Raw genomic sequence first — 23,501 nt, 5'->3', positions numbered from 1 at the left:
GAAGCACACAATGTGCCGAACTCATCGGGTAAAACCGACGACCGCCACGGGTCGCTCCAGATCATAGCCGAGCCTGCGTCACTTGTTGTGCAAGGGCATTGAGGGCAATTGCGACAGAAGCAGACACCACAGTTCGTACCTTCCATAGGATTTTTCCCGACGGGCCTCAATTTCCTCCGACAACAGCCGAAGTCCTTAGTGACAAAGTGATTTGTCCGACAATCGCCACCTCAAAAAAGCGATGCCGCACTCAAGGATCCGGGTTGACCAAGAACGTTTACGGCTGCCAATAAACCGCGAGTCATCTGCACTGCGTGGGCCTACAAGAAAATCTGGAGCGCGGATGAACATCAAACAGAAGTTGACCTGGGCGTTTGCAATCATCGCCTGCCTGCCCGTGGTACTGGTCGCCACCCTCGTTGTGCTGAACCTGCGCAGTGATGCCAGGGACGAATTCGTCGACGGCAGTGCCCGCGAGATTCGTCAGGTCAGCAACGCCATGCAATTGTTCTTTGACGGCATCAGCCAGAACGTCGATTACCTGGCCAGGCAACCGCTGATCCGAAACTCCGACGACAGCCTCAAGACTTACATGGGCGCCAACGCCGAGAGCATTCCCCAGGGCGAGATGGACAAGAAAGTCTTCACTCTGCTCCAGGATCTGGGCAACAGCCACCCGGCCTACGCCTACGCCATTCTCGGCACGGCAGCAGGCGGCTACGTGTCGTGGCCGGATGATCCGAAGCTGAGCAACTACGACCCGCGCCAGCGTCCCTGGTACAAAGCGGCCCAGGCCAAACCGGGCAAGCCGTTCCGCACCGAGGCCTATTACTGGGCCCAGGACGATGCGACCTATGTCAGCACCGTGCGCACCATCGACAACAAGTTGGGCACCAACGGCGGCGTGGTCAGCATCGACGTGACGCTCAAGCAGCTCACCGAAATCGTCAAACAGATCAAGCTCGGTGAAACCGGCTACCTGATGCTGCTGGAAAACACCGGCACGGTCCTGGTGGACCCGAAACAACCGGAACACAACTTCAAACCGCTGAACAGCCTTGGCGACGGCTATGCGCAACTGGCCAAGGCTGGCAAGGGCCTGGTGGAAGTGGAGTTGAACGGCGAGCGCTACATGGCCAACGTCTGGCCGTCGGAGCAACTGGGCTGGACCTTCATCGGCCTGATCAAACAGAACGACGTGATGAGCTCCGCCACCCAGTTGACCTGGTTGATCGCCATCATCGCTGCCGTACTGGCCGTCATCTTCGCCATCGTCGGCGCCAGTTTTGCCAGCCTCATCGTGCGCCCGATCCGCAGCGTGGCCAGTGGCCTGGAAGGCATCGCCCAGGGCGAAGGCGACCTGACCCAGAACTTGCAAATCCGTGGCAGCGACGAAACCGCGCAACTGGCCAACTGGTTCAACCAGTTCCTGACGGCGATTCGCAACCTGATCCAGAATATCGGCGGTGCGGCGGGCAAGATCCTCGATACCTCCAAGAGCTCGACCCAGGTCTCCAGCGACATGGCCGAAGCCGCCGGACGCCAGCGTGAAGCAGTGGACATGGTGTCCACGGCGTTCCACGAAATGGTCGCCACCGCCAACGAAGTCGCACGCTCTTGCAGTCAGGCGGCCGAATCCGCCGACAGTGGCCAGCGCCAGGCGCGTGAAGGTCAGCAGCAGATTGATGCGGCGGTGAACAGCGTTGATCGCCTGAGCCAGGAAATCGAACAGTCGGCCCAGTCGATGCAACAGCTGGAGCGCGACAGCAACGACATTCAGTCGATCCTGGGGACCATCCGTTCGATCGCCGAGCAGACCAACCTGCTGGCGCTGAACGCCGCGATCGAAGCGGCCCGTGCCGGTGAACAAGGTCGCGGTTTTGCCGTGGTGGCCGACGAAGTGCGGGCCCTGGCCAAGCGCACGGCCGACTCCACGGCGGAAATCGACGGCCTGCTGGGCAACCTGGCCAAACGCACTAGCCAGGTGACCCAACAGATGCACGCCAGCCTGGAAGTGTCCCAGCAATCGGTGACGCGCATCGGTGAAGCACGTAACAGCTTCGGGCAGATTCGCGAGTCGGTGGACGTGATCCGCGACATGAACACTCAGATCGCCACGGCGGCGGAACAACAGCATCAAGTGGCCGAAGACATCAACCGGCACATCAGCCAGATCCATGGCGATGCGCAACTGGTGGCGGAACTGGCCAACTCGGCACGCCTGGACTCCCAGAGCCTGGCCGGATTGTCGAATGAGCTGGACGTATTGGTGCGCCGGTTCCGTACCTGATTCGCAAAATCACCACTACCCCCTGTGGGAGCGAGCTTGCTCCCACAGTTTTTTGTGTTCAGCGCTCGATAATGGCAGTCACACCCTGCCCGCCCGCCGCGCAAATCGAAATCAGTCCCCGTCCCTTGCCCGCCGCATCCAGCAACTTCGCCAGGTTGGCGACGATGCGCCCACCGGTGGCGGCAAACGGGTGCCCCGCCGCCAGTGAACTGCCCTTGACGTTGAGCTTGCTGCGGTCGATCGAGCCCAGCGCCGCATCGAGCCCAAGACGGGTTTGGCAATACTGCGGATCTTCCCAGGCCTTCAATGTGCACAGCACTTGCGCGGCGAAGGCTTCGTGGATTTCGTAGTAGTCGAAGTCCTGCAAGGTCAGGCCATTGCGCGCGAGCAAGCGCGGTACGGCATAGACCGGCGCCATCAATAACCCTTCCGCGCCATTGACGAAATCCACCGCCGCCGCCTCACCGTCACGCCAGTAGGCAAGAATCGGTAACCCGCGTGCCTTGGCCCATTCCTCGCTGCCCAGCAGCACCAGTGACGCGCCATCGGTCAGCGGTGTGGAATTGCCTGCGGTCAGGGTGCCCATGGCGCTTTTCTCATACGCCGGTTTGAGGGCGGCGAGCTTTTCCAGCGTGGAGTCAGGGCGCAGGTTGTTGTCGCGGGTGAGTCCCAGGAACGGTGTCATCAGGTCGTTGTGCCAGCCTTCGGCGTAGGACGCGGCCAGTTTCTGGTGGCTCTCAAGCGCCAGTTGATCCTGTGCTTGGCGAGGGATGTTCCAGGTCTGGGCCATCAGCTCGCAATGCTGGCCCATTGACAACCCGGTGCGCGGCTCGCCGTTGCGCGGGAATTCGGGGATCAGATGCTGGGGACGCAATTGCAGGAATGTTTTCAGTTTGTCGCCGGTGGTTTTCGCGCGATTGGCTTGCAGGAGGATTTTGCGCAACCCCTCGCTGACACTGATCGGCGCATCCGAGGTGGTGTCCACACCACCGGCAATGCCGCAATCGATCTGGCCCAGGGCAATCTTGTTCGCCACCAGCAACGCCGCTTCCAGCCCGGTACCGCACGCCTGCTGGATGTCATAGGCCGGGGTGGCAGGCGACAGTCGCGAACCCAGTACACATTCACGCGTCAGGTTCATGTCACGCGACAACTTGAGCACGGCCCCGGCAACCACTTCGCCGATGCACTGGCCGTGCAGGTTGTAACGTTCGATCAGGCCTTCGAGGGCAGCGGTGAGCATCATCTGGTTGCTGGCCGTGGCGTAGGGGCCGTTGGAGCGGGCGAAGGGAATCCGGTTACCGCCGATGATCGCGACGCGGCGCAGCTGGGTCATAAGAACTCCTGGTGAGTGATTCAAAACGAAAACCGCCCCCTGTAGGAGCGAGCCTGCTCGCGATGGCGGCCTGTCAGCTACATTGATGTCGACTGACTTATCGCCATCGCGAGCAGGCTCGCTCCTACACTAGCGTAGGCCGTATCTCGTGGATCGAACGACTGATCGCCATTCGTGGTCCACACTTTCAACCCCAGCTGCCGGAGCGTGTTCCATGTCTGACCGCTATATCGACTTCGCCAATTCGTCCATCGGCCATCGCCTGGTCGGCGCCCTGGGGCTGCCGGCACCGACCCGACTGGAGCGCTGGCAAGCAGGCCGACTGCGACCTGTAGAAGGTGCACTGCTGATCGGCGGCGGGCCGTTGGCGAAACACGTCAGCACCTTCGCCAACCGCTTGACCGACGCGATCTACAGCTACGGCACCGAGCCTTCAAGGGCCACGGCCTGGATTCCCGGCCACGGACCGAAACTCAAGGCCGTGGTGTTCGATGCCAGTGATCTGCTGCACACCGATCAGCTCAAGCAACTGCGCGAGTTTTTCCAGCCGCTGATGAAAAACCTCGATCACTGTGCGCACCTGGTGATTCTCGGGCGCGATCCGCAATCTCTGAGCGACCCGTTCGCCGCCAGTGCACAGCGTGCCCTGGAAGGTTTCAGCCGTTCGCTGGCCAAGGAGTTGCGCAGCGGTGGCACCTTGCAATTGATCCATGTCGGCGAAGGTGCCGAGTCACAACTGGAAGGCCCGCTGCGGTTTTTCCTCTCCCCGAAAAGCGCCTTCGTGTCCGGGCAGGTCATTCGCTTGAATCCGTGCTCGACACCCGTCAGCGACTGGACACGCCCGCTCGCCGGGCGCAAGGCACTGGTTACCGGCGCAGCGCGAGGCATTGGTGCCGCCATCGCGGAAACCCTGGCCCGTGATGGTGCCGACATCATCCTGCTCGACGTGCCACCGGCCAGGACCGATCTCGACGCCCTCGCCGCGCGCCTCGGCGGGCGCAGCATCACCCTCGACATCTGCACTGAAGACGCTGCCGCGCAGTTGATCGAACAGTTGCCCGACGGCCTCGACATCGTGGTGCACAACGCCGGTATCACCCGGGATAAAACCCTGGCCAACATGACCCCGGAATACTGGGACGCCGTGCTGGCGGTCAACCTCAATGCGCCGCAAGTACTGACCAAGGCCCTGCTCGACAGCGGCACCCTGCATGACAACGGCCGGGTGGTTCTGCTGGCGTCCATAAGCGGCATCGCCGGCAATCGCGGACAAACCAATTACGCCGCGAGCAAGGCCGGGCTCATCGGCTTGGCGCAAGCCTGGGCGCCGCTGCTCCAGAAGCGCGGTATCAGCATCAATGCCGTGGCGCCGGGTTTCATTGAAACGCAAATGACCGCGCACATTCCCTTCGGCCTGCGCGAAGCCGGCCGCCGCATGAGCGCCCTCGGCCAGGGCGGTCTGCCGCAAGACGTCGCCGAGGCCGTGGCCTGGCTGGTACAACCGGGCACCGGCGCGTTCACCGGGCAAGCGTTGCGCGTGTGTGGACAAAGCGTTCTGGGGGCTTAAGGATGATCACTGACTGGCACACACTCGATCGCGAACCCAGCCTGCCGGGGTTGTACGCCCGCGCCGCGACCCGGCGAAAAATCACCGGCACCACCTTGTCCGACTCAGGTTTGCGTTGCTGGGTCGATGTCGATCCCAGGCATCTGGCGGCCTATCGCAAGGTCTGTGGTTTCGCCGACAACGGCCTGCTGCCACCGACCTACCCGCACATCCTCGGGTTTGCCTTGCAGATGCAATTGCTCACGGCCAGGGACTTCCCGTTCCCGCTGCTTGGCCTGATTCACCTGAGCAATCGCATTCGTGCGCTGCGTCCCATGGGCGGGGTGAGCCGGGTGCGCGTCAGCGTACAGGTGCAGAACCTGCAACCCCACGCCAAAGGCGCGACGTTCGATTTGCTGACCACCCTCGACGATCAGTTGGGGCCGTTGTGGGAAGCGCAAAGCCGAATGCTCTGTCGCGGCGTCAAACTTGTGGGCGAACCGCCCGAGGAGCAACTGGCAAGCAGCCTGGCCTTGACCGAAGTCGACCACTGGAAAGCGCCGTCGGACATCGGCCGGCAATACGCCAAAGTGTCCGGCGACTACAACCCGATCCACCTGAGCGCAGCCAGTGCCCGACTCTTCGGTTTCCCGACCGCCATCGCCCATGGCCTGTGGAACAAGGCGCGCACGCTGGCTGCGCTGGCCGTGCATCTGCCTGCAGCGAATGTCGAGATCGCGGTGCGGTTCAAGAAGCCGGTACGGCTGCCCAGCGAGGTGACATTGCTGGCCAGTGCACCGGGGGCGAGCGGGGACTTTCAACTGATGGGCGCCGGGGACCTGGAGCATATGGTCGGGCATTGGCGGCCAGTGGCCTGACAAGGCCAATGTCTGTGGCGAGGGAGTTTACTCACACAGGTAATGATTACACCCAGACAATCAGGCCGGCCAGTTAAAGACTTTTACCTATGTGGGTGAGTCATACCGATGTGCCATTGCCGGGCATCGTGTGCGGCGCACAGCGCCAGCCAGATCAGTAGGACAAAGCTCTGCATTCGGTAAAAAACATCCGTTTTGGCTGAATGATTCTATGCTGACATGACACATGTGTTGGTCAGGGTAGACACACTCATGAAAGCCAGCCTCCCCCACAATCAAAAAGGCGCCGCCATCCCGTTCCTGAACCTGCCGGCGACCCTCGCGGCCAGTGCGAGCCTGCAATTTTGAGTGCCGGCGACAAACTCTTCGGGCGCCTGCTCAACCGCCATCCGCCCCCACCGCCGGAGCCGCAAGAGACACTGCGGGTGCACAGTTTCGGTTTGCAGATGCAGCTCGATGCCGAGGGGCGCATCGTTCAACTGAGCGGTCCGCTGCGGCACCTGTTGACTCAGCAAAGTCCCGGCACGCAGGCACCACACCTGCTCGACTTTCTGTTGCCCCACAGTAGCCTCGTCATCGAAGGTGTACCGGCGGACTGGCAGGGACAAACCCTGGACCTGGACTTCTACAGCCTCAATGGTCCGCCACTGCATTTGCGCGGCTGGGTGCAACCCTTGGCCGATGCCTGGCTGCTGCAGATGCTCGACATCGGCGACTTGCTGCTTGAGCGCCGGCAATCGCGCAACCGCGAACAATGCCAGGTGCTGGCGATGCAAATCACCGAGCAGTTGCGCCTGTGCAGCCTGACGCGCCTGCCCGAAATGCTGGGCGAACAACTGCAAAACCTGGCCCAACGCTTTCAGATTCCCTGTATTGCCCTGGCCTTGCTCGATGAGCAGGCACAGGGTTGGCAGATTCACCAACACTACGCAGCCCTCGATGCACCGCAACTGTGGCAAAACGGCCAACGCTTGGGCACTGGGCTGGACAGTTTGAGCGGCTCGACGCCGCAGCACCTGACCCTGCGCGAACACCCGCGCCTGCAAGAAACCTTCGGCAATACCGATGGCTTCGCCGTGCCCTACCACGATGCGCAAGGGGTGGTTGCCTGGTTGCTGTGCGGTTTATATACAGCGCACCAACGGGCCCCCGATGTCACTGAGCGCGACTGGCTGCAAATCACCGCTGCACTCGCCAGCCCCTTGCTCGAACGCCTGCGCGAGCACCGACATCATCTGCAACTGGAACGACTGGAATCGCTGCAAGCGTTGCTGGGCACAGGCTGGTGGGAAGTTTTCAGCGACAGCGACGAGTTGCAATTGGCACCTTCGCTGGCCACGACCCTGAACCTTGGAGCGACACGTTTATCCGTGCAGGACTTGCTCGACAAGGTGTATCCCGCCGACCGCGAAGAGCTGCGCATCCGTCTGCAAGACTTGCAGGTGTCGGGTATGCCGCTGCTGTTGTGCGTACGCCTGTATCACCCCGACGGTGCACCCGAACCAATCTGGTATCGCCTGCAAGGCCAGTCCCTGGGCGTGGGGAAAAAACGTCGGCTGGTGGGATTCATGCTCGACATCAGCGACATCAAGAGCCAGGAACAGAGCGCCGCGCGGGTGGTGGATCACATGCGGGTGTTCGGCCGCCGCTCGGAAATCGAGCAGCAACAGTTCAACCCGGCCCTGGCCATCGAAGGCGCGCGGTCGCTGTTGTCCGAGGGCATGCGCGGCAAAGGCATCGACCTGCGCATCATCGAGACCGGTTTTGAAGTGCAGGTGCGCGGCCACGTCAATCTGCTTGAACAGGTGCTGATCAACCTGACGGTCAACGCCCGGGACGCGTTGCTCGGCAAACGCGAAACCCAGCCCGGGTTCAATCCATGGATTTCGCTGTACGCCGAACGGGATACACGCTCGGTACGCCTGTGGGTCGAAGACAACGGCGGCGGTATCGACCCGCGTTTGCTGGAGCGGACTTTCGAGCCGTTCTTCACCACCAGACCGGTGGGCGTCGGCACCGGTCTGGGGCTCTCGGTGAGCTACGGCATCGTCGAAAACATGGGCGGTAAACTGAGTGTCAGTAACTCCACCGAAGGTGCGCGTTTTTGCATCGAACTGCCAATTGTGCTGCCGGATCAGATCAGCAGTGACGGGCGCCCCGAGTGACAACCGAGGTTGGCCCCACCTCGGCTTTGTTCAGGTCGACCCCCAGGCTCGCCAGTGTCGAGCATAAAAAAACCCCTGTGGGTGCACAGGGGTCGAGGGGGCTGACTGATTCTAGGAGGCGTGCGGTGGGTAGTTAGCCAAGATCCGCGTGACCGTTTCCCAGATGGCATCGCGACGATCCGTCGGGTTCGGCGTGCGGCTGAGTAACTGTTCGTCACTGCCGCGCCACACCAGTTTGCCGTCCTTGCCATCGAGCATGTCGATCTGGATGGTCGCTACCTTGTAGCTGACATTGCGGGTTTCGTTATACATGGGGGCGCCGTAGTAGCCATGCCATGGGTAGCCCCAGCCGCCGCCGTAATTGGTGGTCACCTGTTGTTGCCGCTCTTCGACAATCAAGTAGGTCTGCACATTCAAATCGCCCTTGGCGCCTGAGGCGGCCGGGCGCAAACCACGCTGATCCAGTTGATCGGCAACCGCCTGACGGATGCGCTGCTCGGTCAGGTCGCTCTTGATTCGTGGATCATCGGGACGGTATTGCAGGGCGGGTTCTTTCCAGGTCCAGCTGCGATAGGCAGCAAAATCGCGGCTGGCGTCGAAGTCATGATTGACCTGGTTGGCAGCGCAGGCACTGAGCAGCGCGGCCACTGCCAGTAAAACAAAACGGCGGAACATGGTGATTCTCCGGTTGAAGGCATGATCCTGTGAAATGCTTCTTATCTACAAGAAGCTAACTAGGAGGATACGCCGACATTGCCTTTTCCACAGCCTTCCGTATCGCGTCGACCCGCTCGCTTTCGCTGCCCCGGTTGCCGGTTTCAGCGCTCGAGCTCCATACCGGCTGGCCGCTCCTGGCGTCAAACATATCCACTTGAACTACCACGACCTGTTCCGAATAGGTGCGCACAATCGGCACACTACCGTACATGCCGTATCCCGGCCCGTAGCCGCCGTAACCGCCGTAGTAACCGTAGTCGTCCCGGACCTGGCGCAAGCGGGTTTCCAGGCGCAGGTCGGCGCTGACAAACAGGTCGGCCGGGCGATTGTCGTGCAACGGGCGCAAGCCGCGTTGATCCAGCGCATCGCTGACCGCTTCGGCGACCTGCGCCGAGTCGGCCCAGGCAGTGCCCGGTGGCAGGTGCCCGTTGAGCCAGGCCCAACTGCGGTAGCGTCCATAGTCACGCGGTGCTGCCGGGTAAGCGCTGCGGTCAAAGGTGTTGGCAGCCTGGGGCGGTGCCGGTGGCAAAGGCTTGGACGTGGCGACATAGGGGTTGCTGCCCTGACAGGCGGCCAGCCCCAGGCAGAACATCAGCACACCTGAATGACTTTTCATTTCGTGCTCCGATCAGACAGGCCGACAGATCCAGTGCAAGTAACGCCCAAGCCCGGCAAAGCTCGGATGGCGACGGTGGGCCAGTTCCATTTCCAGCAAGTCCACCAGCTCGGCGCGGGCCTGGAATTCCACCGGCATGTAATCGTGAAAAACCCGCACTCCGCTCTCTGATTCGACCCGCCACAGGCCTTCAAGTTGCGCCGCCAGCTCGCGTGGATCGAGGGGTTGCTGCGGGGTCAGGCTCTGCTTTTCGCCGGCCATGACGTTCTTGCGCATCTTGCGGAAATGCCCCTTGAGCAAGTTGCGATAAATCAGTGCATCGCGGTTGTAAAACGCCAGGGACAGCCAGCCGTCCGCCTTGGTCAGCTGATGCAGCACCGGCAGGATGGCGTGGGGTTCGGCCAACCACTCCAGCACGGCGTGACACAGCACCAGGTCATAGGGTTCGGTGAGCTGCCCGAGCAGTTCCTGCCAGGGAGCCTGAATGAATGTCGCGCTCTGCCCGGCTTCGGCAAAGCGTTGGCGGGCCCCTTCGAGCATCGGTTCGGCAGGCTCGGCGAGGGTCACCTGATGGCCACGCTGGGCCAGCCACAACGACATGTGGCCCAGGCCGGCGCCGATGTCCAGAACGCGCAGCGGCCGGTCGGGCAAGGTTTCGGCCAGATCGGCCTGCAACACCGCCAGACGGATCGCGCCTTTGGCACCGCCATAGATTTTTTCGGCGAAACGGGTTGCCAGTTGATCGAAATGACGGTCGCTCATCAGCTGAACCTCCGTTCGCTATCCGCCAGTTTGCTGCGCACCACGGCCTCCATGTCCAGACCCAGCTCACTGCACAACAGCAACAGATAAAGCACGATGTCACCGACCTCCTGCCCGGCGTGGGCGAGTTTGTCCGCCGGCAACTGGCGTGACTGGTCTTCGGTCAGCCACTGGAAAATTTCCACCAGCTCGGACATTTCCACACTCGCGGCCATGGCGAGGTTTTTCGGGCTGTGAAATTGCCGCCAGTCATTGCGGTCACGGATGGCATGCAGGCGTTCGGTCAGTTCAACAAGGTTCATCGGGCTCTCCTGAAGACGTATAGCTTCGGGGGGATGACCGAGGATGGCAAGTGACAACGTTTTTCGGGTGGGAGCAAGCCCGCTCCCACAGGTACTGTGCAACCCTCTATGCTTGGGGGAACTCGGCAGCATGATCGACAGCCCAAGACTCGACTCTCTTTAATCAGGACTCCCACTCCATGCAGGTAGAAGGTTTTTCCGAATGGCTCGGCCAGGTACTCGGCTCGATCATCCGCTTCATCGTTGATGGCCTCAGTGGGCTGTTCAATCTGTTGAGCAACGCCAGCAGCAATTTTGTCGAAGGCTTGTCCATGGCGCTGGGCATGGAAACCTCGATCGTCAGCATCGTGACCTTGATCCTCGGGCTGATACTGCTGTGGTCGGCGATCCGCGCATTTCTCAATGCGTCGTTCATCATGGGGATCATCTGGTTGGTGCTGGGGCTTTGGTTGCTCAGCTGGATTATTCACTGACCCCACAATTGATCGCGGCTTGCTCTCGATGTACCGCTACAATGCCCGCTCCTCCAAGGAGCCTGCATGTCCATCCTGACCGCCGACTGGCGTGACCGCCCTACCCATCGCCGGGTCTGGGCACTCGCCGCACCGATGATTCTTTCGAACATTTCCGTACCGCTGGTGGCTCTGGTCGACAGCACCGTCATCGGTCACCTGCCCCACGCCCATCAACTTGGCGCCGTCGCGGTCGGGGCGAGTCTGTATACCTTCCTTGCCTGGGCCATGGGTTTTCTGCGCATGGGCTCCACCGGGTTCGCCGCCCAGGCAGCCGGGCGCGGGGATGGTGCGGCGTTGCGACAGATTCTGTTGCAAGGCCTCTTGCTCGCCATCGGCCTGGCCGTGGTGCTGGGCGCGGTAGGCGTGCCGTTGAGCGGAGTCGCGTTGCACTTCATGCAACCGTCGACGGAGCTCGATCATCTGACCCGCGAGTTCTTCCACACCCGCCTGTTTGGCCTGCCGGCGGCGCTCGCCAGTTATGCCTTGGTCGGCTGGTTTCTCGGCACCCAGAATGCCCGGGCGCCGCTGGCGATTTTGCTGAGCACCAACCTGGTCAACATTGCCCTGAACCTGTGGTTCGTCCTCGGCCTGGAATGGGGCGTGGCGGGTGCTGCCCGGGCCTCGGTGATTGCCGAATGGACCGGTGCACTGATCGGTTTGCTGATGACTCGCAAAGCCTTGCGCGCCTACCCCGGGCATATCGTCTGGGCGGCATTGGCGCGGTGGCAGAGCTGGCGGCCATTGCTGGCGGTCAACCGCGACATCTTCATCCGCAGCCTGGCGCTGCAATCGGTGTTTTTCCTGATCACGGTGCAAGGCGCACGGCTGGGCGACGCCACGGTCGCGGCCAATGCCTTGCTGCTCAACGGTCTGCTGCTCACTGCCCACGCCCTCGATGGCCTGGCCCATGCCGTCGAAGCCCTGTGCGGGCATGCTCTCGGCGCCCGCGACCGCGATGCCCTGCGCCGTTCATTGATAGTGGCAGGAGGCTGGTCGTTGCTGGCGAGCCTGGGCTTTGCCGCGCTGTTCCTGTTCGCCGGGCATTTGTTCATCGAGATGCAGACGGACATTCAGAGTGTGCGCGACACCGCCTTCATCTACCTGCCCTACCTCGCCGTACTGCCGCTGATAGCCGTCTGGAGTTACCTGCTCGACGGCCTGTTCATCGGCGCCACCCGCGCCAGGGAAATGCGCAACGGCATGCTGCTGACCGTGGCGCTGGTGCTGCCTGTCGGCTGGGCACTGCAAGGTGGGGGCAATCATGGCCTGTGGATAACCTTTCTATTGTTCATGCTGCTGCGCAGCCTGACCCTCGGCGTGATCGCCTGGCGCCTGCGCCGTCACGATGGCTGGTTCGCCGGCAGCACTCACTGAACGGGCGCCAGTCCAGGCAACGACCGGGACAACGTGACCAGCATCAGGGCAGGTCGTTCTGCCACCGGTGACGCAGGCTATCGAGGCGTTCCTGTTGAGTCCTGCCCGGCAATGGCTGCACGGGCACGGCGTCTGGATACTGCAAGCGTAGCCATATCCAGCCATCAAGCACCGGGCGCTCGCTGAAACCCAGCACCACCCCCTCCTGCACATGGGCCGACAGGCGGTAGAAATCGACACCGGTGGATTGGCTCCAGCGCCAGGCATGCTGCTCGAGCAGGCAGGTTTGCAGTGCTCCCAGTTGCCCGGCGCTGAGGCTCTCCTCGATTGCCAGCGGGCTGACCGTCAACCCCGGGTTGGACAAGCGCTGCCAGCCCTCGCACCCCATCGCGCGATCCGCCCAAGTGCCGCCGAACCAGCGCAACTGCTTGATAGGCCCTAGCCAGCGACTCAGTTCAGCCGCATCGCAGGCATCAAAAAAATAGCTGGCCGTGATCGGGTTGTAGTAGCTCAAAAGGGCTCGGTACTGGCCAAGCGTGACCGTGAGCATGCGCCGCAAATGCACCAGCAACGACGAAGCGCTGGCCTCGCTGACCATCAGCAACCCGGGCCAACGCCGCCCGTCGACGATGCATAAATCGGCCAGTGCCGGGCAGGTGCGCAGATCGACCAGGACCGGTCCCTGTTCATGCAGCGCATGCCACTCGGTACCTTCGAACAGCCCGGACCACCAGGCTTGCGCAAACATCTGTCGAAGTGTGACGCCCGCCTGCGGCGTGCCCGGCACAACCAGCAACAGCCACTGCGGTGGGGCCTCGGGCGTGCGTGTGACTATCATGCTCCAGAGCTCTGGCCAAGCTGTGTCGCCAGGCGACAGGTGCACAATACCTCTGCACAGTGGTTGAAGCTGCCACCGCCGGGCAACAGGCACAACACCAGCAATGGCTCTCCCGACTGCAACCATTGCTCCAGGCCCTCATCAGGGGTGCAGGTGGCCTGGGGTGTGTCGGTGTCCGTCACCTCGATCGTTGCCGGTGCATGCAGCAACCCGGTTATCTGCGGTTGATCGGGATCGCCCTCGACAAAACTCACGACCAGCTCAGTTCCTTCCCGCAATGGCGAGAACACTTCAGCCTGCAACGTCCTGGCCAAGGGTAACCAGCAATGACTGGGTGCTGCCCCTTCGCCCTGATAAAGCCAGTCGAATTGCACCGGTACCGCTCTTGCCGGGTCGGGGCCTGGTTCATCGACCTCGACGAGCCACGCCCGTTGCAGGCTATGCATCTGTGGTTTGACCGCCGCACAGGGCGGCTCGATGGGTGCAGGCCAGCGCAGGGCACGGACCTGATTGTGGTAAGGCGTCGTCGTATCCTGGCTGCCCCAATGTTCAACGTGGGTCAGCAGCCAAAGTCGATTGCAATCGGCAACCGGATGACCGGACAGCGACATCAGCCGACCGCTGCGCAAGATCGCCAGGTCTGTCCGGCATTCGGCACACTGCGCTGCTGTTCCTGTGCAGCATTGACGTTCGAACTGCCGCACCGCCGGCCAATCACCATCGCTGCGGAACACCGCCGGTTCGCCGGTTGGAAAATGCTGCCGGTCATCCCCAAACACCACACAGTGTCCGCAGGCCCGGTGTTCGAAGTGGTAGTGAAGCCGTTCCTGGGCGCACAGTCGCTGGAGAAACTGCAGGTCTGACTCTCGATATTGCGTGCAAAAATCCCTGGCCGGGTAATCACCGCTCAGCTCCAGGCGTCGATCCTTGCCGGTAATGCCGTGCTCCTTGAGCACCTGGTCGAGGATTTGCGGCACTGAACGGCCGCTGAAGATTCGTTGGCTGAAGCGCTGGGCCAGGCATGCCAGTTTTGGCCCCAGGCGCACCTGGCAGAGTCGAGGGCCCGAGGCATGATCACGCTGGACGAGTTCACGCAATTGTCCATGCACGTAGCTTCCGGCTGGCCCGAAATGCAAGGAGGCCGGGCGATACAGCAAACTGGCAAGGTCAAGCACCGGGTCATCGATCAGCAACTCCAGGTCGAACACGAACGGCTCGCTGATGGCTTCTCTACCGGTAAAGGCCAGGACCTCGAAGGAGTCGGGCAGACCTGCTACATCCAGACGAAATGACGGTTCGCTGACTGGATTGAACATCGGCGTTTCTCTACAGGAGGGGCGGCCGGGGATTCTCGCTGAGAGACATGGCCGAGTAGAGTGCCGAAGTACAACTTAGGAAATGACCTACGCGAAAAGAAGACCAAATGTGTTGGGTTATCGAAGATGCTGGAAATTTCGCCTGGAACAGGTGAATTGCCGCACCAGGTCATCTGAAATTTCCGCAGCAAACGGAAAAATTTCAGACAACCTGATCAGCGTAGCGCTTACCTCAGGAAGACAGGTAAGACGAACGGGTCAGCCCCAGACGCAAGGCATCGAGGAACTGCGTGCGCTCGGTTGCGCTGATGCGGGCACTGGCGCACTTGTCGCGGTAGTGAGTCATCAGTTCCTCCGGCGACAAGTGCACGTAACGCAGCATGTCTTCGATGGTGTCATGGGTTTCGATACCGGCGTGGTACACGCTGCCGTCGGCGTTCTGGTAGATGTTCACCGAGTCGGTATCACCGAACAGGTTGTGCATGTCGCCAAGGATTTCCTGGTAGGCGCCGACCAGGAACACTCCCAGCAAATAGTCTTCACCTTCGTTCAGCGCGTGCACCGGCAGGCTGGTTTCGATGCTCTGCTCGTCGACGTACTGGTTGATCTTGCCGTCGGAGTCGCAGGTCAGGTCTTGCAGCACCGCACGGCGCAGCGGCTCTTCGTCGAGGCGATGCAGCGGGATGATCGGCAGTACCTGGTCGATGGCCCAGGTGTCCGGCAGGCTCTGGAACACCGAGAAGTTGCAGATGTACTTGTCCGCCAGCTTGTCGTTGAGTTCGTCCAGCACCTGACGGTGGGAACGCTGGCGCGCCTTCAGCGAGTTGTGCAGGCGGCGACACACCGCGAAGTAGCATTGCTCGGCCAGGGCTTTCTCGGCCAGGGTCAGCTTGCCGTCGGCATACTGGGCCGCAACATCGCTCATGTAGTGCGTGGCGCGCCAGTAGGTTTCGGTGACCATCTCGATGTCGGTCGGCCCCAGCAGGTCCACCAGCCACTGCACCGTTTCCGGCAGTGCGTCCTTGTTCTCGATCTGCGGAACGTCGTCGTTGTGTTTCTCGACGTCGGTCACTTGCACCACCAGCATGGCGTGGTGAGCGGTCAGGGAGCGACCGCTTTCGGAGAAGATGTTCGGGTGCGGCAGGCTCTGCGCATCGCAGAATTCCTTGAGCATCCCGACCACGACGCCGGCGTAATCGTCCATGTCGTAGTTGATCGAACTGGCGTTACGCGAGTGCGTACCATCGTAGTCCACGCCCAGGCCACCGCCAACGTCGATGTGGTCCACCGGCAGGCCGAGGTTGCGCAACTCGCCGTAGTAACGGATCGCTTCCTTGAAGCCGTGCTGGTAGTCGGCGAGGTTGGCGATCTGCGAGCCCATGTGGAAGTGCAGCAGGCGAATGCCCTGGTCCAGGCCGGCCGCGCGGAAACGCTCGACCACCGACAGCAGTTGCGCCGCCGACAGACCGAACTTGGATTTCTCGCCGCCGGTGTCCGCCCACTTGCTCGACGCCAGAGACGACAGGCGCACGCGCAGGCCGACCTGAGGCTTGACCTTGAGCGAGGCAGCTTCTTCGATCACCAGACCGACTTCGGATTCCTTCTCGATCACGATGAACACGTTGTGGCCGAGCTTCTGGCCCATCAGCGCCAGGCGGATGAATTCGCGGTCCTTGTACCCGTTGCAGACGATGGTGCCGCCCTTCGGCGCCAGTGCCAGCACTGCCAGCAGTTCGGGCTTGGACCCGGCTTCCAGGCCGATGGAAACGTTCTGGGTGGCGATGATGTTCTCGATCACCGCTTCCTGCTGGTTCACCTTGATCGGGTACAGCGCAGTGTACTTGCTCTGGTATTCCAGACGCTCGATGTTGGCGTCGAACGCGCCGGTCAGCTGACGCACGCGGTCCTGCAGAATGTCCGGGAAGCGGACCAGCAACGGCAAGGACAGGCCGCTTTTGCGCAGCTGGTCGACTTGCTCGAACAGGTCGATAGGCGAGCTGCTCGGACCGTTCGGACGAACTTCGACGCGACCGGCGTCATTGATCGCGAAATACCCGGCCCCCCAATGGCGAATCCCGTAAACACTGCGGCTGTCCGCAACTGTCCATTGGCTGCCATCGTCTTTGCGTGTGCGTCGTACGGACATCGAAGTCCCCTATAAAGAAGTCATAGTGCGTCGCCTGGGTTCAGGCCGGCGCAGTCTAAAGAATGAAAATGACGGTTCGTCAACGAGGCAATAGACCCCGCCGACCGCAGTGAGTTTAGAAACCGGTCATGAACAGGCTCTGTGAAAACCATGTAGCTGACGCCAGGCCTGAATGCCATCAGGACCGGTCAAGCCGAGGGTGGTTTTCACAGAGGCTGCTAGCCGCCGGATTTCTTCGCTTTGAAACCGAGCTTGATCAGCTCTGCCAAGAGTAGCTCGACATGATCGCCCTGGATTTCGATGACACCGTCTTTCAACGCCCCACCGGTACCGCAACGTTTCTTCAACGTCGTGCCCAGTTCCTTGAGCGCATCTTCAGCCAATGGCACGCCAGTGATGGTGGTCACCGTCTTGCCGCCACGGCCCTTGCTTTCGCGACGCACGCGCGCAATGCCGTCGCCGGCCGGGATAACGGTCTGTTTGCAGATGCAGGCGTCCACCGGTTTACTGCACTCCGGGCAATGACGACCTGCGTCGGTGGAAAATACCAGGCCGCCCAGGGCGGCGAAGGATGCGGCTTTTTTGGCCACCGGCAATCCTCTTTGGAGGACAAAGACTGGTCGCAGCACCTGGGAAGTGCCATCGACCGCGAAGCCCCACTCAGGCAGGGGCAGCGCTACTGATACGGTACGACATTCATTTCACTGCAGGAGCTAGCTCCTACAGAAACAGCCATACCGGTTCAGTTTGAAAAGGTCGCGCAGTGTAACGACAAAAACGCCGATTGCTAAGAGCCAATCGGCGCCAATTTATAGCCTTTTTGCGACGTCTTGCCCGCGAGACCTCAGATAGCGCTTCAGTGCCGCCAAAGAGTCCGGGCAGTAAGGCTTTTCCTCGATTTCCCGCAGCACTTCCTCAACCGGCAAAAAACGTGCTTCGAGCACTTCTTCCGGTTGCAGGATCAACGGGCCGTCCCACACCGCCGAGAACGCCGAACACCACAGGCGATTGCCGGTGTCTTCGAAGAAAAAATGGTCATGGGCGGTCAGTTCCACGCCACTCACGCCCAGTTCTTCCTCCAGTTCCCGGGCCGCCGACTCGGCGTAGGTTTCACTGGCGAGCACCATGCCACCCGCCGCCACGTCCCAGTAACCGGGATAGATCGCCTTGCTCAGCGTGCGGCGATGCACACACAGTTCGCCAGCGGAGTTGAACAGCATGATGTAGGTGCCGCGCCCGATCAGCCCGCGCTCGCGCAGGTCGGAACGGACCAGGGCGCCGAGCAGGTTGTCCTGCTCGTCGACCCAGGCGATCTGTTCGGCATCAGACGCCGCGCGGTGCGCGGCCTCTCTGGCGTTATCGACCATGACTCAGCCCTGATTGAGCAATTGACGCAAATCGATCACCGCGGCGTTGGCCCGGGAAATGTAGTTGGCCATGACCAGCGAGTGGTTGGCCAACACACCGAAGCCGCTGCCATTGAGGATCATCGGACTCCACACCGGCTCCTGCGACGCCTCCAGTTCACGAATGATCTGGCGCACGCTGACAGTTGCGTTCTTCTTGGCCAGCACATCGGCAAAGTCGACTTCGATGGCACGCAACAGATGCGACAGAGCCCAGGCCTGGCCACGGGCTTCGTAGAACACATTGTCGATCTGCAGCCACGGGGTCTCGACGATTTCCTCATCGACCTGTGGCACTTCACCCGGCGCCACCACCTCGGTTTTCAACGCGGTATTGAGTTTGACCCGCCCGACACTGGCCGACAGCCGTTGCGACAACGAACCGAGACGGGTGCCAACATCACCCAGCCAGTTGTTCAGGTTGTCGGCGCGGGCATAGAACAATGCGCTCTTCTGGTTCGGGTCGGACAGGCGCGCCTGATAGCGGCTCAGGGAATTGATACCTTCCTGGTACTCGGACTCACTGGACGGCAGCACCCAGCTCTTGTTGTCGAAGTTGAAACGCGGCTCGGCCTTGGCCAGGTCGGCGTCTTCAGCGGACTGCGACTGTGAGCGGGCGAAGTCTTTACGCAGTGCACGGCTCAGGTCGCGGACCTGCACCAGCACGCCGTATTCCCAACTCGGCATGTTGTCCATCCACAGGCCTGGCGGGAATCGGTCGTTGGAAATATAGCCGCCTGGCTTGGTCAGCAAGGTGCCGGCGACGGTCTTGAGGGTTTCCACCGTGGTATAGCCGACCACCATCTGCTTGCCTTCTTTCTCGGCCGCCAGTTGAGCGGTTTGCTGAACCGGGAACAACGCCGGTTCCTGGCTCCAGTACCAGCCCAGGACACTCGCCACCAACAGGTAGATACCCAGCAGAGTGGCCAGCGCCCGGCTGAACAACAGGCCGCCCAGATAACTTCGGGCCTCCGACTTCGGTTCAGCGGCACGTTCAGGCGCACTGCCTGTGCGGTTCTTCCAGTCCAGCATGGCGATATCCTTTCAATCTCTTGAGTTCGACGGTTCGACCACAACCATACAACAACGTGCCTTGGCTCGGCACCCGCCATTGCATCGAAGGGGAAAATTACCGGGCTTGGGATGAAAAGTGTTCCTGCCTACCCGACGACGCTGCCGCCCTCGAAGTTCACCTAATGGTTCGGATTGCATTCATAAGGGAATCCCCTACCCCCTGAAACCCAAAAAACCGAGCCGGTCAGCACTCGCAAAAAAATCATCAATGGCCGAAGGTCAGTCACTCGCCAATGGCCGCCCCACACCCGTCAAGTGCCCTGATCAATGCACTTCGCCCTCCGCATGCCAGGACTTCCAAGGCCTGAATCAGACCAGCCAGTCACAAACTGAATGGAGTCACATTGCAGATTATTGACGTACAGCACTCATGTAATGGAAAAGTGGTGCTAGCATAGAGCCACCAGTCGACCTCAGTGTGCACCCTAACTAGTAGTCAGGATATGACCGAGCCAGAAGACCCCAGCCGCGAGCGCCTCAAGCATCACTTTGCCCAGCGGGTAATTCATCAGGCTCGTCAGATTCTTGAGATATGGCAGCGCCTGCAACGCAGTGAGTGGTCCACCGCCGACCTTTCGGAACTGAGCGAGGCCAACCTGCGCCTGCTGCGTTTCGCCGAGCGTTTCGAGCAACCGGAGCACACGCAACTGGCACACCATATCGGTGAGTCCCTGAAGGCAGTCGATGCCAACCGCGGACGCCTGAGCAGCGGCCTGATCACCGACCTCAATCGCTTGATGCAACGCCTGTCACGCACCGGCCTGCGCCATGGCGACCAACTCGATCAGACTTTCCTGCCTCCCCTGCGCAAGCCCATCTATGTGATGTTGCAGGATCACGACCGCGCCGAGCGCCTGGCCAAGCAACTGGAGTTCTTCGGGCTCAGCGCCCAGTCCCTGGACAGCGTGGACGCGTTTCGCTCATCGATGGTTGAGCGCTCGCCCGCAGCGATTGTCATGGACGTGGATTTCAGTGGCCCCGGTGTCGGCCTGAAACTGGCCGCTGAAGCCCAGGAAGGCCTCGACCAGCGTTTGCCGCTATTGTTCTTCAGCCTGCACGAAACCGACACCCCGACCCGCCTGGCCGCCGTGCGTGCCGGTGGCCAAGAGTTCCTCACCGGCACCCTCGAAGCGTCGAGCCTGCTGGAGAAAATCGAAGTCCTGACCTGCGTTGCCCAGTACGAACCATATAAAGTGCTGATCATCGACGACTCCCGCGCCCAGGCCCTGCACACCGAGCGCCTGCTCAACAGCGCAGGGATCGTTACCCGGACGTTGATCGAGCCGATCCAGGCCATGGCCGAACTGGCGGATTTCCAGCCGGACCTGATCATCCTCGACATGTATATGCCGGCCTGCACCGGTACGGAACTGGCCAAGGTGATCCGTCACAACGACCGTTACGTCAGCGTGCCAATCATTTACCTGTCGGCCGAAGACGACCTGGACAAACAGCTCGACGCCATGAGCGAGGGCGGCGATGACTTCCTGACCAAACCGATCAAGCCCCGGCACCTGATCACCACCGTGCGCAACCGTGCGGCGCGAGCCCGCAACCTCAAGGCACGGATGGTCCGTGACAGCCTGACCGGCCTGTACAACCACACGCACATCCTGCAATTGCTCGAAGACTGCTCGTTCCGCGCCCGTCGCGAGAACAAACCGCTGAGCTTTGCCATGCTCGACATCGACCATTTCAAACGGGTCAACGACAGCCACGGCCACCCCATGGGCGATCGGGTGATCAAGAGCCTGGCGCTGTTTCTCAAACAACGCCTGCGCAAAACCGACTTCATCGGCCGCTATGGTGGCGAAGAGTTCGCCATCGTCATGCCGGACACCGATATCGAAGCGGCCTACAACGTGCTCGATGAAATCCGTCAGCGTTTTGCCGAGATTCACTACCCCGCTCAACCCCAGGACCTGTGGTGCACCTTCAGTGCCGGGGTGGTGGAGTTATGCGAAAGCTCCGACAGTCTGATGATGGCCAGTCAGGCCGATGAGGCGCTGTATCGCGCCAAAGACGGTGGACGCAATCGCGTACAGGCCGCACGCACATCAAAGCAAAGTGCCACTTTTTTATCGGAATCGACCGATACGGTCATAACCCTGTAACAGAAACGCAATAACTTCAGGCACTTACCATTTCTGCCGTTGGTAGTCCGTAATGCGCCTGAAGCTGCTGACCAATCTCAATACCCTCCTTCTGGTGGCCGTGTGCGTGGCCCTCGGCGCGACGCTGTGGTGGTCGCAGAAAGCCCTTGAGCGCCCGTATCTATTAATGGAGCGCTACCTGGGCCTGTCGCAGCAGTTTCAGAATGAAGTCGCCCGCAGCGTCGAAGATTACCTTGGCAGCGGCGATACCCTGCGCCTGAGCAGTGCCGCCCAGGGCATCGACAGTCTGCAAAAACAACTCGGCGAATTGCCACCGGCCTTGGCCGAAACCTTGCGCCCCAGCCTGTCGACCCTTGAAGAGTTCAGCAAAACCGACCTGTTGGCCGCCGGCAAACTGGCCGGCGATCCGCAAGCGCTGCTGCTGCAGGCCGAGCGGGAACTGGGCGCCAGTCTCGATCAGCTCAGCCAGTACGCCAGTGGTAATGCGGCCTACCTGACGCCGCTGCTCGCCGCATCGCAGCACCTGGGTAAGTTGTCCCTGGCGCGGGACAAACTGGTCAGCAGCGGCCGCAGTGAACTGGCCGCCGATGTTGAACGCGAAGTGGCCAACATCCGCACCCAGGCGGAGAAGCTCGACGCCCTGCCGCTGCTGGGCGTGACCACCAGCAACGACTCGAACACCGATGATTTCGCCTCGATGATGGGCCTTGAGAACAAGGAAAAAACCGTCGCCGAAGATGCCGGCGTTGGCCTCAAGCGCGAGCTCAACAGCCTGCTCACCCGCTACCCGGCCGAGCTCTCGCGCACTCGCGATCAAATCAGCAAACGTGCCGACCTCAGCACCGCGACTCACTTGAAAATCGCCGACGTGCAACAGGCCATTGCTGGGCTGGAACCGGTGGTACGCGCCCAGCACGGGCAGATCCAGGGTGAAGTGCGGTTGATGCAAGGCGTGATGATCGGTTTGATTCTATTGATTGCACTGCTGATCGACACCCTGCAGCGCAAACTGGCCCGGACCCTGACCAACCTCGCCCCGGCCCTGTCGACTTGGGCCGAAGGCGACTTCAGCCGCGACATTCAACTGGGCAACACCAACCGCGAACTGCATGACATTGAAGCGTCGCTCAACCGCTTGCGGGCGTATCTGGTGGACCTGGTGGGGACCATTCGCCGCAACGCCGAACAGGTGGCCGGCAGCAGCCGCACCCTGGCCGACCTGAGCAACGACTTGCACAGCGGTGCCGAGCACCAGGCCGGCGATACGGCGCTGATCCGCGACTCCCTCAGCGAACTGGAAGCGACCATTCAACAAGTCGCCGGTGATGCCAGCCAGGCCGCCGACGCCAGCCGCCACGCCGGCCTGGCCGTGGAGCATGGACAGAAAGTCATCGGCCTGAGCCTCACCGGCCTGCATGCGCTGGTGGATGAAGTGCAAGGCAATGCACAAATGATCGAACACCTGGCCGAAGAGTCGGCCACTATCGGTGGCGTGCTGACGGTGATCCGCTCGATTGCCGACCAGACCAACCTGCTGGCCTTGAACGCGGCCATCGAGGCAGCCCGGGCCGGGGAAATGGGCCGAGGTTTTGCCGTGGTGGCCGAAGAAGTGCGCTCACTGGCGCAACGTACCGCCGGGGCCACGGCAGAAATCCAGACGCTGATCGCAGGCCTGCAAACCGCCGCGCGGCAATCGGTGGAAGGCATGCGCGCCCAGGTCGAACACGCCGAAGCTACCGCCAACCAGGCCCAGGCCGCCGATGGCGCGCTGGACAAAATCGTCGGGGCAATCCAGACCATTTCCGACACGGCGGTACGCATCGCCGATGTCACCGCCCAGCAAAGCGGCGCTGTCAGCGAGATCCGCGACCACAGTGAGCGGATTCACCAGTTGGGAGGGGATAACCTGCTGCGTATCGGCGAAGGGCGCGAGCAGGGGGAGAACCTGCTGGTGCTGGGTGGGCGATTGCACACGGCTGTCCAAGCCTTCCGCGTCTGATAAACCGCCTTCGCGAGCAGGCTCGCTCCCACAAGGGTGGGCGCTACCCCTGTGGGAGCGAGCCTGCTCGCGAAGGCGTCAGAACCTTCACCACAAAACTCCCGCCC

At 61.5% G+C, this 23,501-nt stretch carries 19 protein-coding genes and 1 pseudogene; 9 read left to right on the top strand and 11 right to left on the bottom strand.

Annotated elements, in window-relative coordinates:
* Positions 1–241: 241 nt before the first annotated feature.
* Together CAF65_RS29125 and CAF65_RS29120 are read left to right on the top strand one after the other, a co-directional pair.
* Positions 242–1,432: pseudogene (locus tag CAF65_RS29125) on the top strand (cache domain-containing protein); the annotation flags it as partial.
* A gap of 90 nt (positions 1,433–1,522) precedes the next feature.
* The gene (locus tag CAF65_RS29120) at positions 1,523–2,290 is read left to right on the top strand and encodes a methyl-accepting chemotaxis protein (protein ID WP_371919026.1); all 768 of its coding nucleotides are present in this window, start codon (positions 1,523–1,525) and stop codon (positions 2,288–2,290) included.
* 58 nt (positions 2,291–2,348) lie between these two features.
* On the opposite strand, the gene CAF65_RS23355 is transcribed toward CAF65_RS29120, so the two are convergent.
* Positions 2,349–3,626, bottom strand: coding sequence for an acetyl-CoA C-acetyltransferase (locus tag CAF65_RS23355; protein WP_085718394.1), 1,278 nt, complete (start codon positions 3,624–3,626; stop codon positions 2,349–2,351).
* A 214-nt stretch (positions 3,627–3,840) separates the two neighbouring features.
* Between CAF65_RS23355 and CAF65_RS23350 the strand changes: the two genes are divergently transcribed.
* From CAF65_RS23350 to CAF65_RS23340, 3 genes are all read left to right on the top strand, one after another.
* Positions 3,841–5,193: a 3-oxoacyl-ACP reductase gene (locus CAF65_RS23350; RefSeq protein WP_085718393.1), complete on the top strand. Its 1,353-nt coding sequence runs from the start codon at positions 3,841–3,843 to the stop codon at positions 5,191–5,193.
* Positions 5,194–5,195: 2 nt separating this feature from the next.
* The gene (locus CAF65_RS23345) at positions 5,196–6,050 is read left to right on the top strand and encodes a MaoC/PaaZ C-terminal domain-containing protein (RefSeq protein ID WP_085718392.1); all 855 of its coding nucleotides are present in this window, start codon (positions 5,196–5,198) and stop codon (positions 6,048–6,050) included.
* A 344-nt stretch (positions 6,051–6,394) separates the two neighbouring features.
* On the top strand, positions 6,395–8,215 hold the full coding sequence (locus tag CAF65_RS23340) for an ATP-binding protein (protein ID WP_085718391.1): 1,821 nt from the start codon (positions 6,395–6,397) through the stop codon (positions 8,213–8,215).
* 111 nt (positions 8,216–8,326) lie between these two features.
* On the opposite strand, the gene CAF65_RS23335 is transcribed toward CAF65_RS23340, so the two are convergent.
* The 4 genes from CAF65_RS23335 to CAF65_RS23320 are packed head-to-tail and all read right to left on the bottom strand — an operon-like array spanning position 8,327 to position 10,612.
* A complete protein-coding gene (locus CAF65_RS23335) occupies positions 8,327–8,890 on the bottom strand; it encodes a DUF4136 domain-containing protein (RefSeq protein ID WP_085718390.1) in 564 nt (187 codons plus the stop codon).
* 55 nt (positions 8,891–8,945) lie between these two features.
* The gene (locus CAF65_RS23330) at positions 8,946–9,548 is read right to left on the bottom strand and encodes a DUF4136 domain-containing protein (RefSeq protein WP_085718389.1); all 603 of its coding nucleotides are present in this window, start codon (positions 9,546–9,548) and stop codon (positions 8,946–8,948) included.
* A 12-nt stretch (positions 9,549–9,560) separates the two neighbouring features.
* Complete coding sequence (locus CAF65_RS23325; protein ID WP_085718388.1) at positions 9,561–10,310, bottom strand: methyltransferase domain-containing protein; 750 nt, start codon at positions 10,308–10,310, stop codon at positions 9,561–9,563.
* Positions 10,310–10,612, bottom strand: a complete 303-nt coding sequence (locus CAF65_RS23320) for a MazG-like family protein (RefSeq protein WP_007971343.1) — start codon at positions 10,610–10,612, stop codon at positions 10,310–10,312. Before CAF65_RS23320 ends, CAF65_RS23325 begins: the two co-directional genes overlap by 1 nt.
* Before the next feature lie 179 nt (positions 10,613–10,791).
* Here CAF65_RS23320 and CAF65_RS23315 point away from each other — a divergent pair, with 179 nt between their 5' ends.
* Together CAF65_RS23315 and CAF65_RS23310 are read left to right on the top strand one after the other, a co-directional pair.
* A complete protein-coding gene (locus tag CAF65_RS23315) occupies positions 10,792–11,085 on the top strand; it encodes a hypothetical protein (protein WP_085718387.1) in 294 nt (97 codons plus the stop codon).
* A gap of 66 nt (positions 11,086–11,151) precedes the next feature.
* On the top strand, positions 11,152–12,501 hold the full coding sequence (locus tag CAF65_RS23310; protein ID WP_085718386.1) for an MATE family efflux transporter: 1,350 nt from the start codon (positions 11,152–11,154) through the stop codon (positions 12,499–12,501).
* A 43-nt stretch (positions 12,502–12,544) separates the two neighbouring features.
* Here the strand turns inward: CAF65_RS23310 and CAF65_RS23305 are convergent, their stop codons facing one another.
* From CAF65_RS23305 to CAF65_RS23280, 6 genes are all read right to left on the bottom strand, one after another.
* Positions 12,545–13,339: a DUF4123 domain-containing protein gene (locus tag CAF65_RS23305; RefSeq protein WP_085718385.1), complete on the bottom strand. Its 795-nt coding sequence runs from the start codon at positions 13,337–13,339 to the stop codon at positions 12,545–12,547.
* Complete coding sequence (locus CAF65_RS23300; protein ID WP_085718384.1) at positions 13,336–14,655, bottom strand: contractile injection system protein, VgrG/Pvc8 family; 1,320 nt, start codon at positions 14,653–14,655, stop codon at positions 13,336–13,338. Before CAF65_RS23300 ends, CAF65_RS23305 begins: the two co-directional genes overlap by 4 nt.
* A 232-nt stretch (positions 14,656–14,887) precedes the next feature.
* Positions 14,888–16,801: an arginine decarboxylase gene (gene speA / locus CAF65_RS23295; RefSeq protein ID WP_085718383.1), complete on the bottom strand. Its 1,914-nt coding sequence runs from the start codon at positions 16,799–16,801 to the stop codon at positions 14,888–14,890.
* Between the two features lie 218 nt (positions 16,802–17,019).
* Positions 17,020–17,391 (bottom strand): translation initiation factor Sui1, encoded by a 372-nt coding sequence (locus CAF65_RS23290; RefSeq protein ID WP_008016777.1) that lies wholly within the window; start codon positions 17,389–17,391, stop codon positions 17,020–17,022.
* A gap of 219 nt (positions 17,392–17,610) precedes the next feature.
* Positions 17,611–18,168, bottom strand: a complete 558-nt coding sequence (locus CAF65_RS23285) for an NUDIX hydrolase (RefSeq protein WP_085718382.1) — start codon at positions 18,166–18,168, stop codon at positions 17,611–17,613.
* 3 nt (positions 18,169–18,171) lie between these two features.
* Positions 18,172–19,239, bottom strand: coding sequence for a DUF2333 family protein (locus CAF65_RS23280; protein ID WP_085718381.1), 1,068 nt, complete (start codon positions 19,237–19,239; stop codon positions 18,172–18,174).
* A gap of 485 nt (positions 19,240–19,724) precedes the next feature.
* On the opposite strand from CAF65_RS23280, the gene gcbA reads away from it, so the two are divergent.
* Both gcbA and CAF65_RS29115 read left to right on the top strand, forming a co-directional pair.
* Positions 19,725–21,395 carry a diguanylate cyclase GcbA gene (gene gcbA, locus CAF65_RS23275; RefSeq protein WP_085718380.1) on the top strand — a complete coding sequence of 557 codons (1,671 nt, stop codon included), beginning with the start codon at positions 19,725–19,727 and terminating at the stop codon, positions 21,393–21,395.
* A 1,450-nt stretch (positions 21,396–22,845) separates the two neighbouring features.
* Positions 22,846–23,394 (top strand): methyl-accepting chemotaxis protein, encoded by a 549-nt coding sequence (locus tag CAF65_RS29115; RefSeq protein WP_371919025.1) that lies wholly within the window; start codon positions 22,846–22,848, stop codon positions 23,392–23,394.
* Positions 23,395–23,501 lie beyond the last annotated feature (107 nt).

The organism is Pseudomonas sp. B28(2017), from assembly GCF_002113025.1.
GTDB lineage: Bacteria > Pseudomonadota > Gammaproteobacteria > Pseudomonadales > Pseudomonadaceae > Aquipseudomonas.
The sequence above is the reverse complement of the archived record's forward strand: the minus strand, read 5'-3'. Positions and strand labels throughout refer to the sequence as shown.

Bases quoted from the DNA above. Each gene is read 5' to 3' on its own strand.
- CAF65_RS29120 (WP_371919026.1), top strand. From the start codon at position 1,523: ATGGCCGAAGCCGCCGGACGCCAGCGTGAAGCAGTGGACATGGTGTCC.
- CAF65_RS23355 (WP_085718394.1), bottom strand. From the start codon at position 3,626: ATGACCCAGCTGCGCCGCGTCGCGATCATCGGCGGTAACCGGATTCCC.
- CAF65_RS23350 (WP_085718393.1), top strand. From the start codon at position 3,841: ATGTCTGACCGCTATATCGACTTCGCCAATTCGTCCATCGGCCATCGC.
- CAF65_RS23345 (WP_085718392.1), top strand. From the start codon at position 5,196: ATGATCACTGACTGGCACACACTCGATCGCGAACCCAGCCTGCCGGGG.
- CAF65_RS23335 (WP_085718390.1), bottom strand. From the start codon at position 8,890: ATGTTCCGCCGTTTTGTTTTACTGGCAGTGGCCGCGCTGCTCAGTGCC.
- CAF65_RS23330 (WP_085718389.1), bottom strand. From the start codon at position 9,548: ATGAAAAGTCATTCAGGTGTGCTGATGTTCTGCCTGGGGCTGGCCGCC.
- CAF65_RS23325 (WP_085718388.1), bottom strand. From the start codon at position 10,310: ATGAGCGACCGTCATTTCGATCAACTGGCAACCCGTTTCGCCGAAAAA.
- CAF65_RS23320 (WP_007971343.1), bottom strand. From the start codon at position 10,612: ATGAACCTTGTTGAACTGACCGAACGCCTGCATGCCATCCGTGACCGC.
- CAF65_RS23315 (WP_085718387.1), top strand. From the start codon at position 10,792: ATGCAGGTAGAAGGTTTTTCCGAATGGCTCGGCCAGGTACTCGGCTCG.
- CAF65_RS23310 (WP_085718386.1), top strand. From the start codon at position 11,152: ATGTCCATCCTGACCGCCGACTGGCGTGACCGCCCTACCCATCGCCGG.
- CAF65_RS23305 (WP_085718385.1), bottom strand. From the start codon at position 13,339: ATGATAGTCACACGCACGCCCGAGGCCCCACCGCAGTGGCTGTTGCTG.
- CAF65_RS23300 (WP_085718384.1), bottom strand. From the start codon at position 14,655: ATGTTCAATCCAGTCAGCGAACCGTCATTTCGTCTGGATGTAGCAGGT.
- speA (WP_085718383.1), bottom strand. From the start codon at position 16,801: ATGTCCGTACGACGCACACGCAAAGACGATGGCAGCCAATGGACAGTT.
- CAF65_RS23285 (WP_085718382.1), bottom strand. From the start codon at position 18,168: ATGGTCGATAACGCCAGAGAGGCCGCGCACCGCGCGGCGTCTGATGCC.
- CAF65_RS23280 (WP_085718381.1), bottom strand. From the start codon at position 19,239: ATGCTGGACTGGAAGAACCGCACAGGCAGTGCGCCTGAACGTGCCGCT.
- gcbA (WP_085718380.1), top strand. From the start codon at position 19,725: ATGACCGAGCCAGAAGACCCCAGCCGCGAGCGCCTCAAGCATCACTTT.
- CAF65_RS29115 (WP_371919025.1), top strand. From the start codon at position 22,846: ATGATCGAACACCTGGCCGAAGAGTCGGCCACTATCGGTGGCGTGCTG.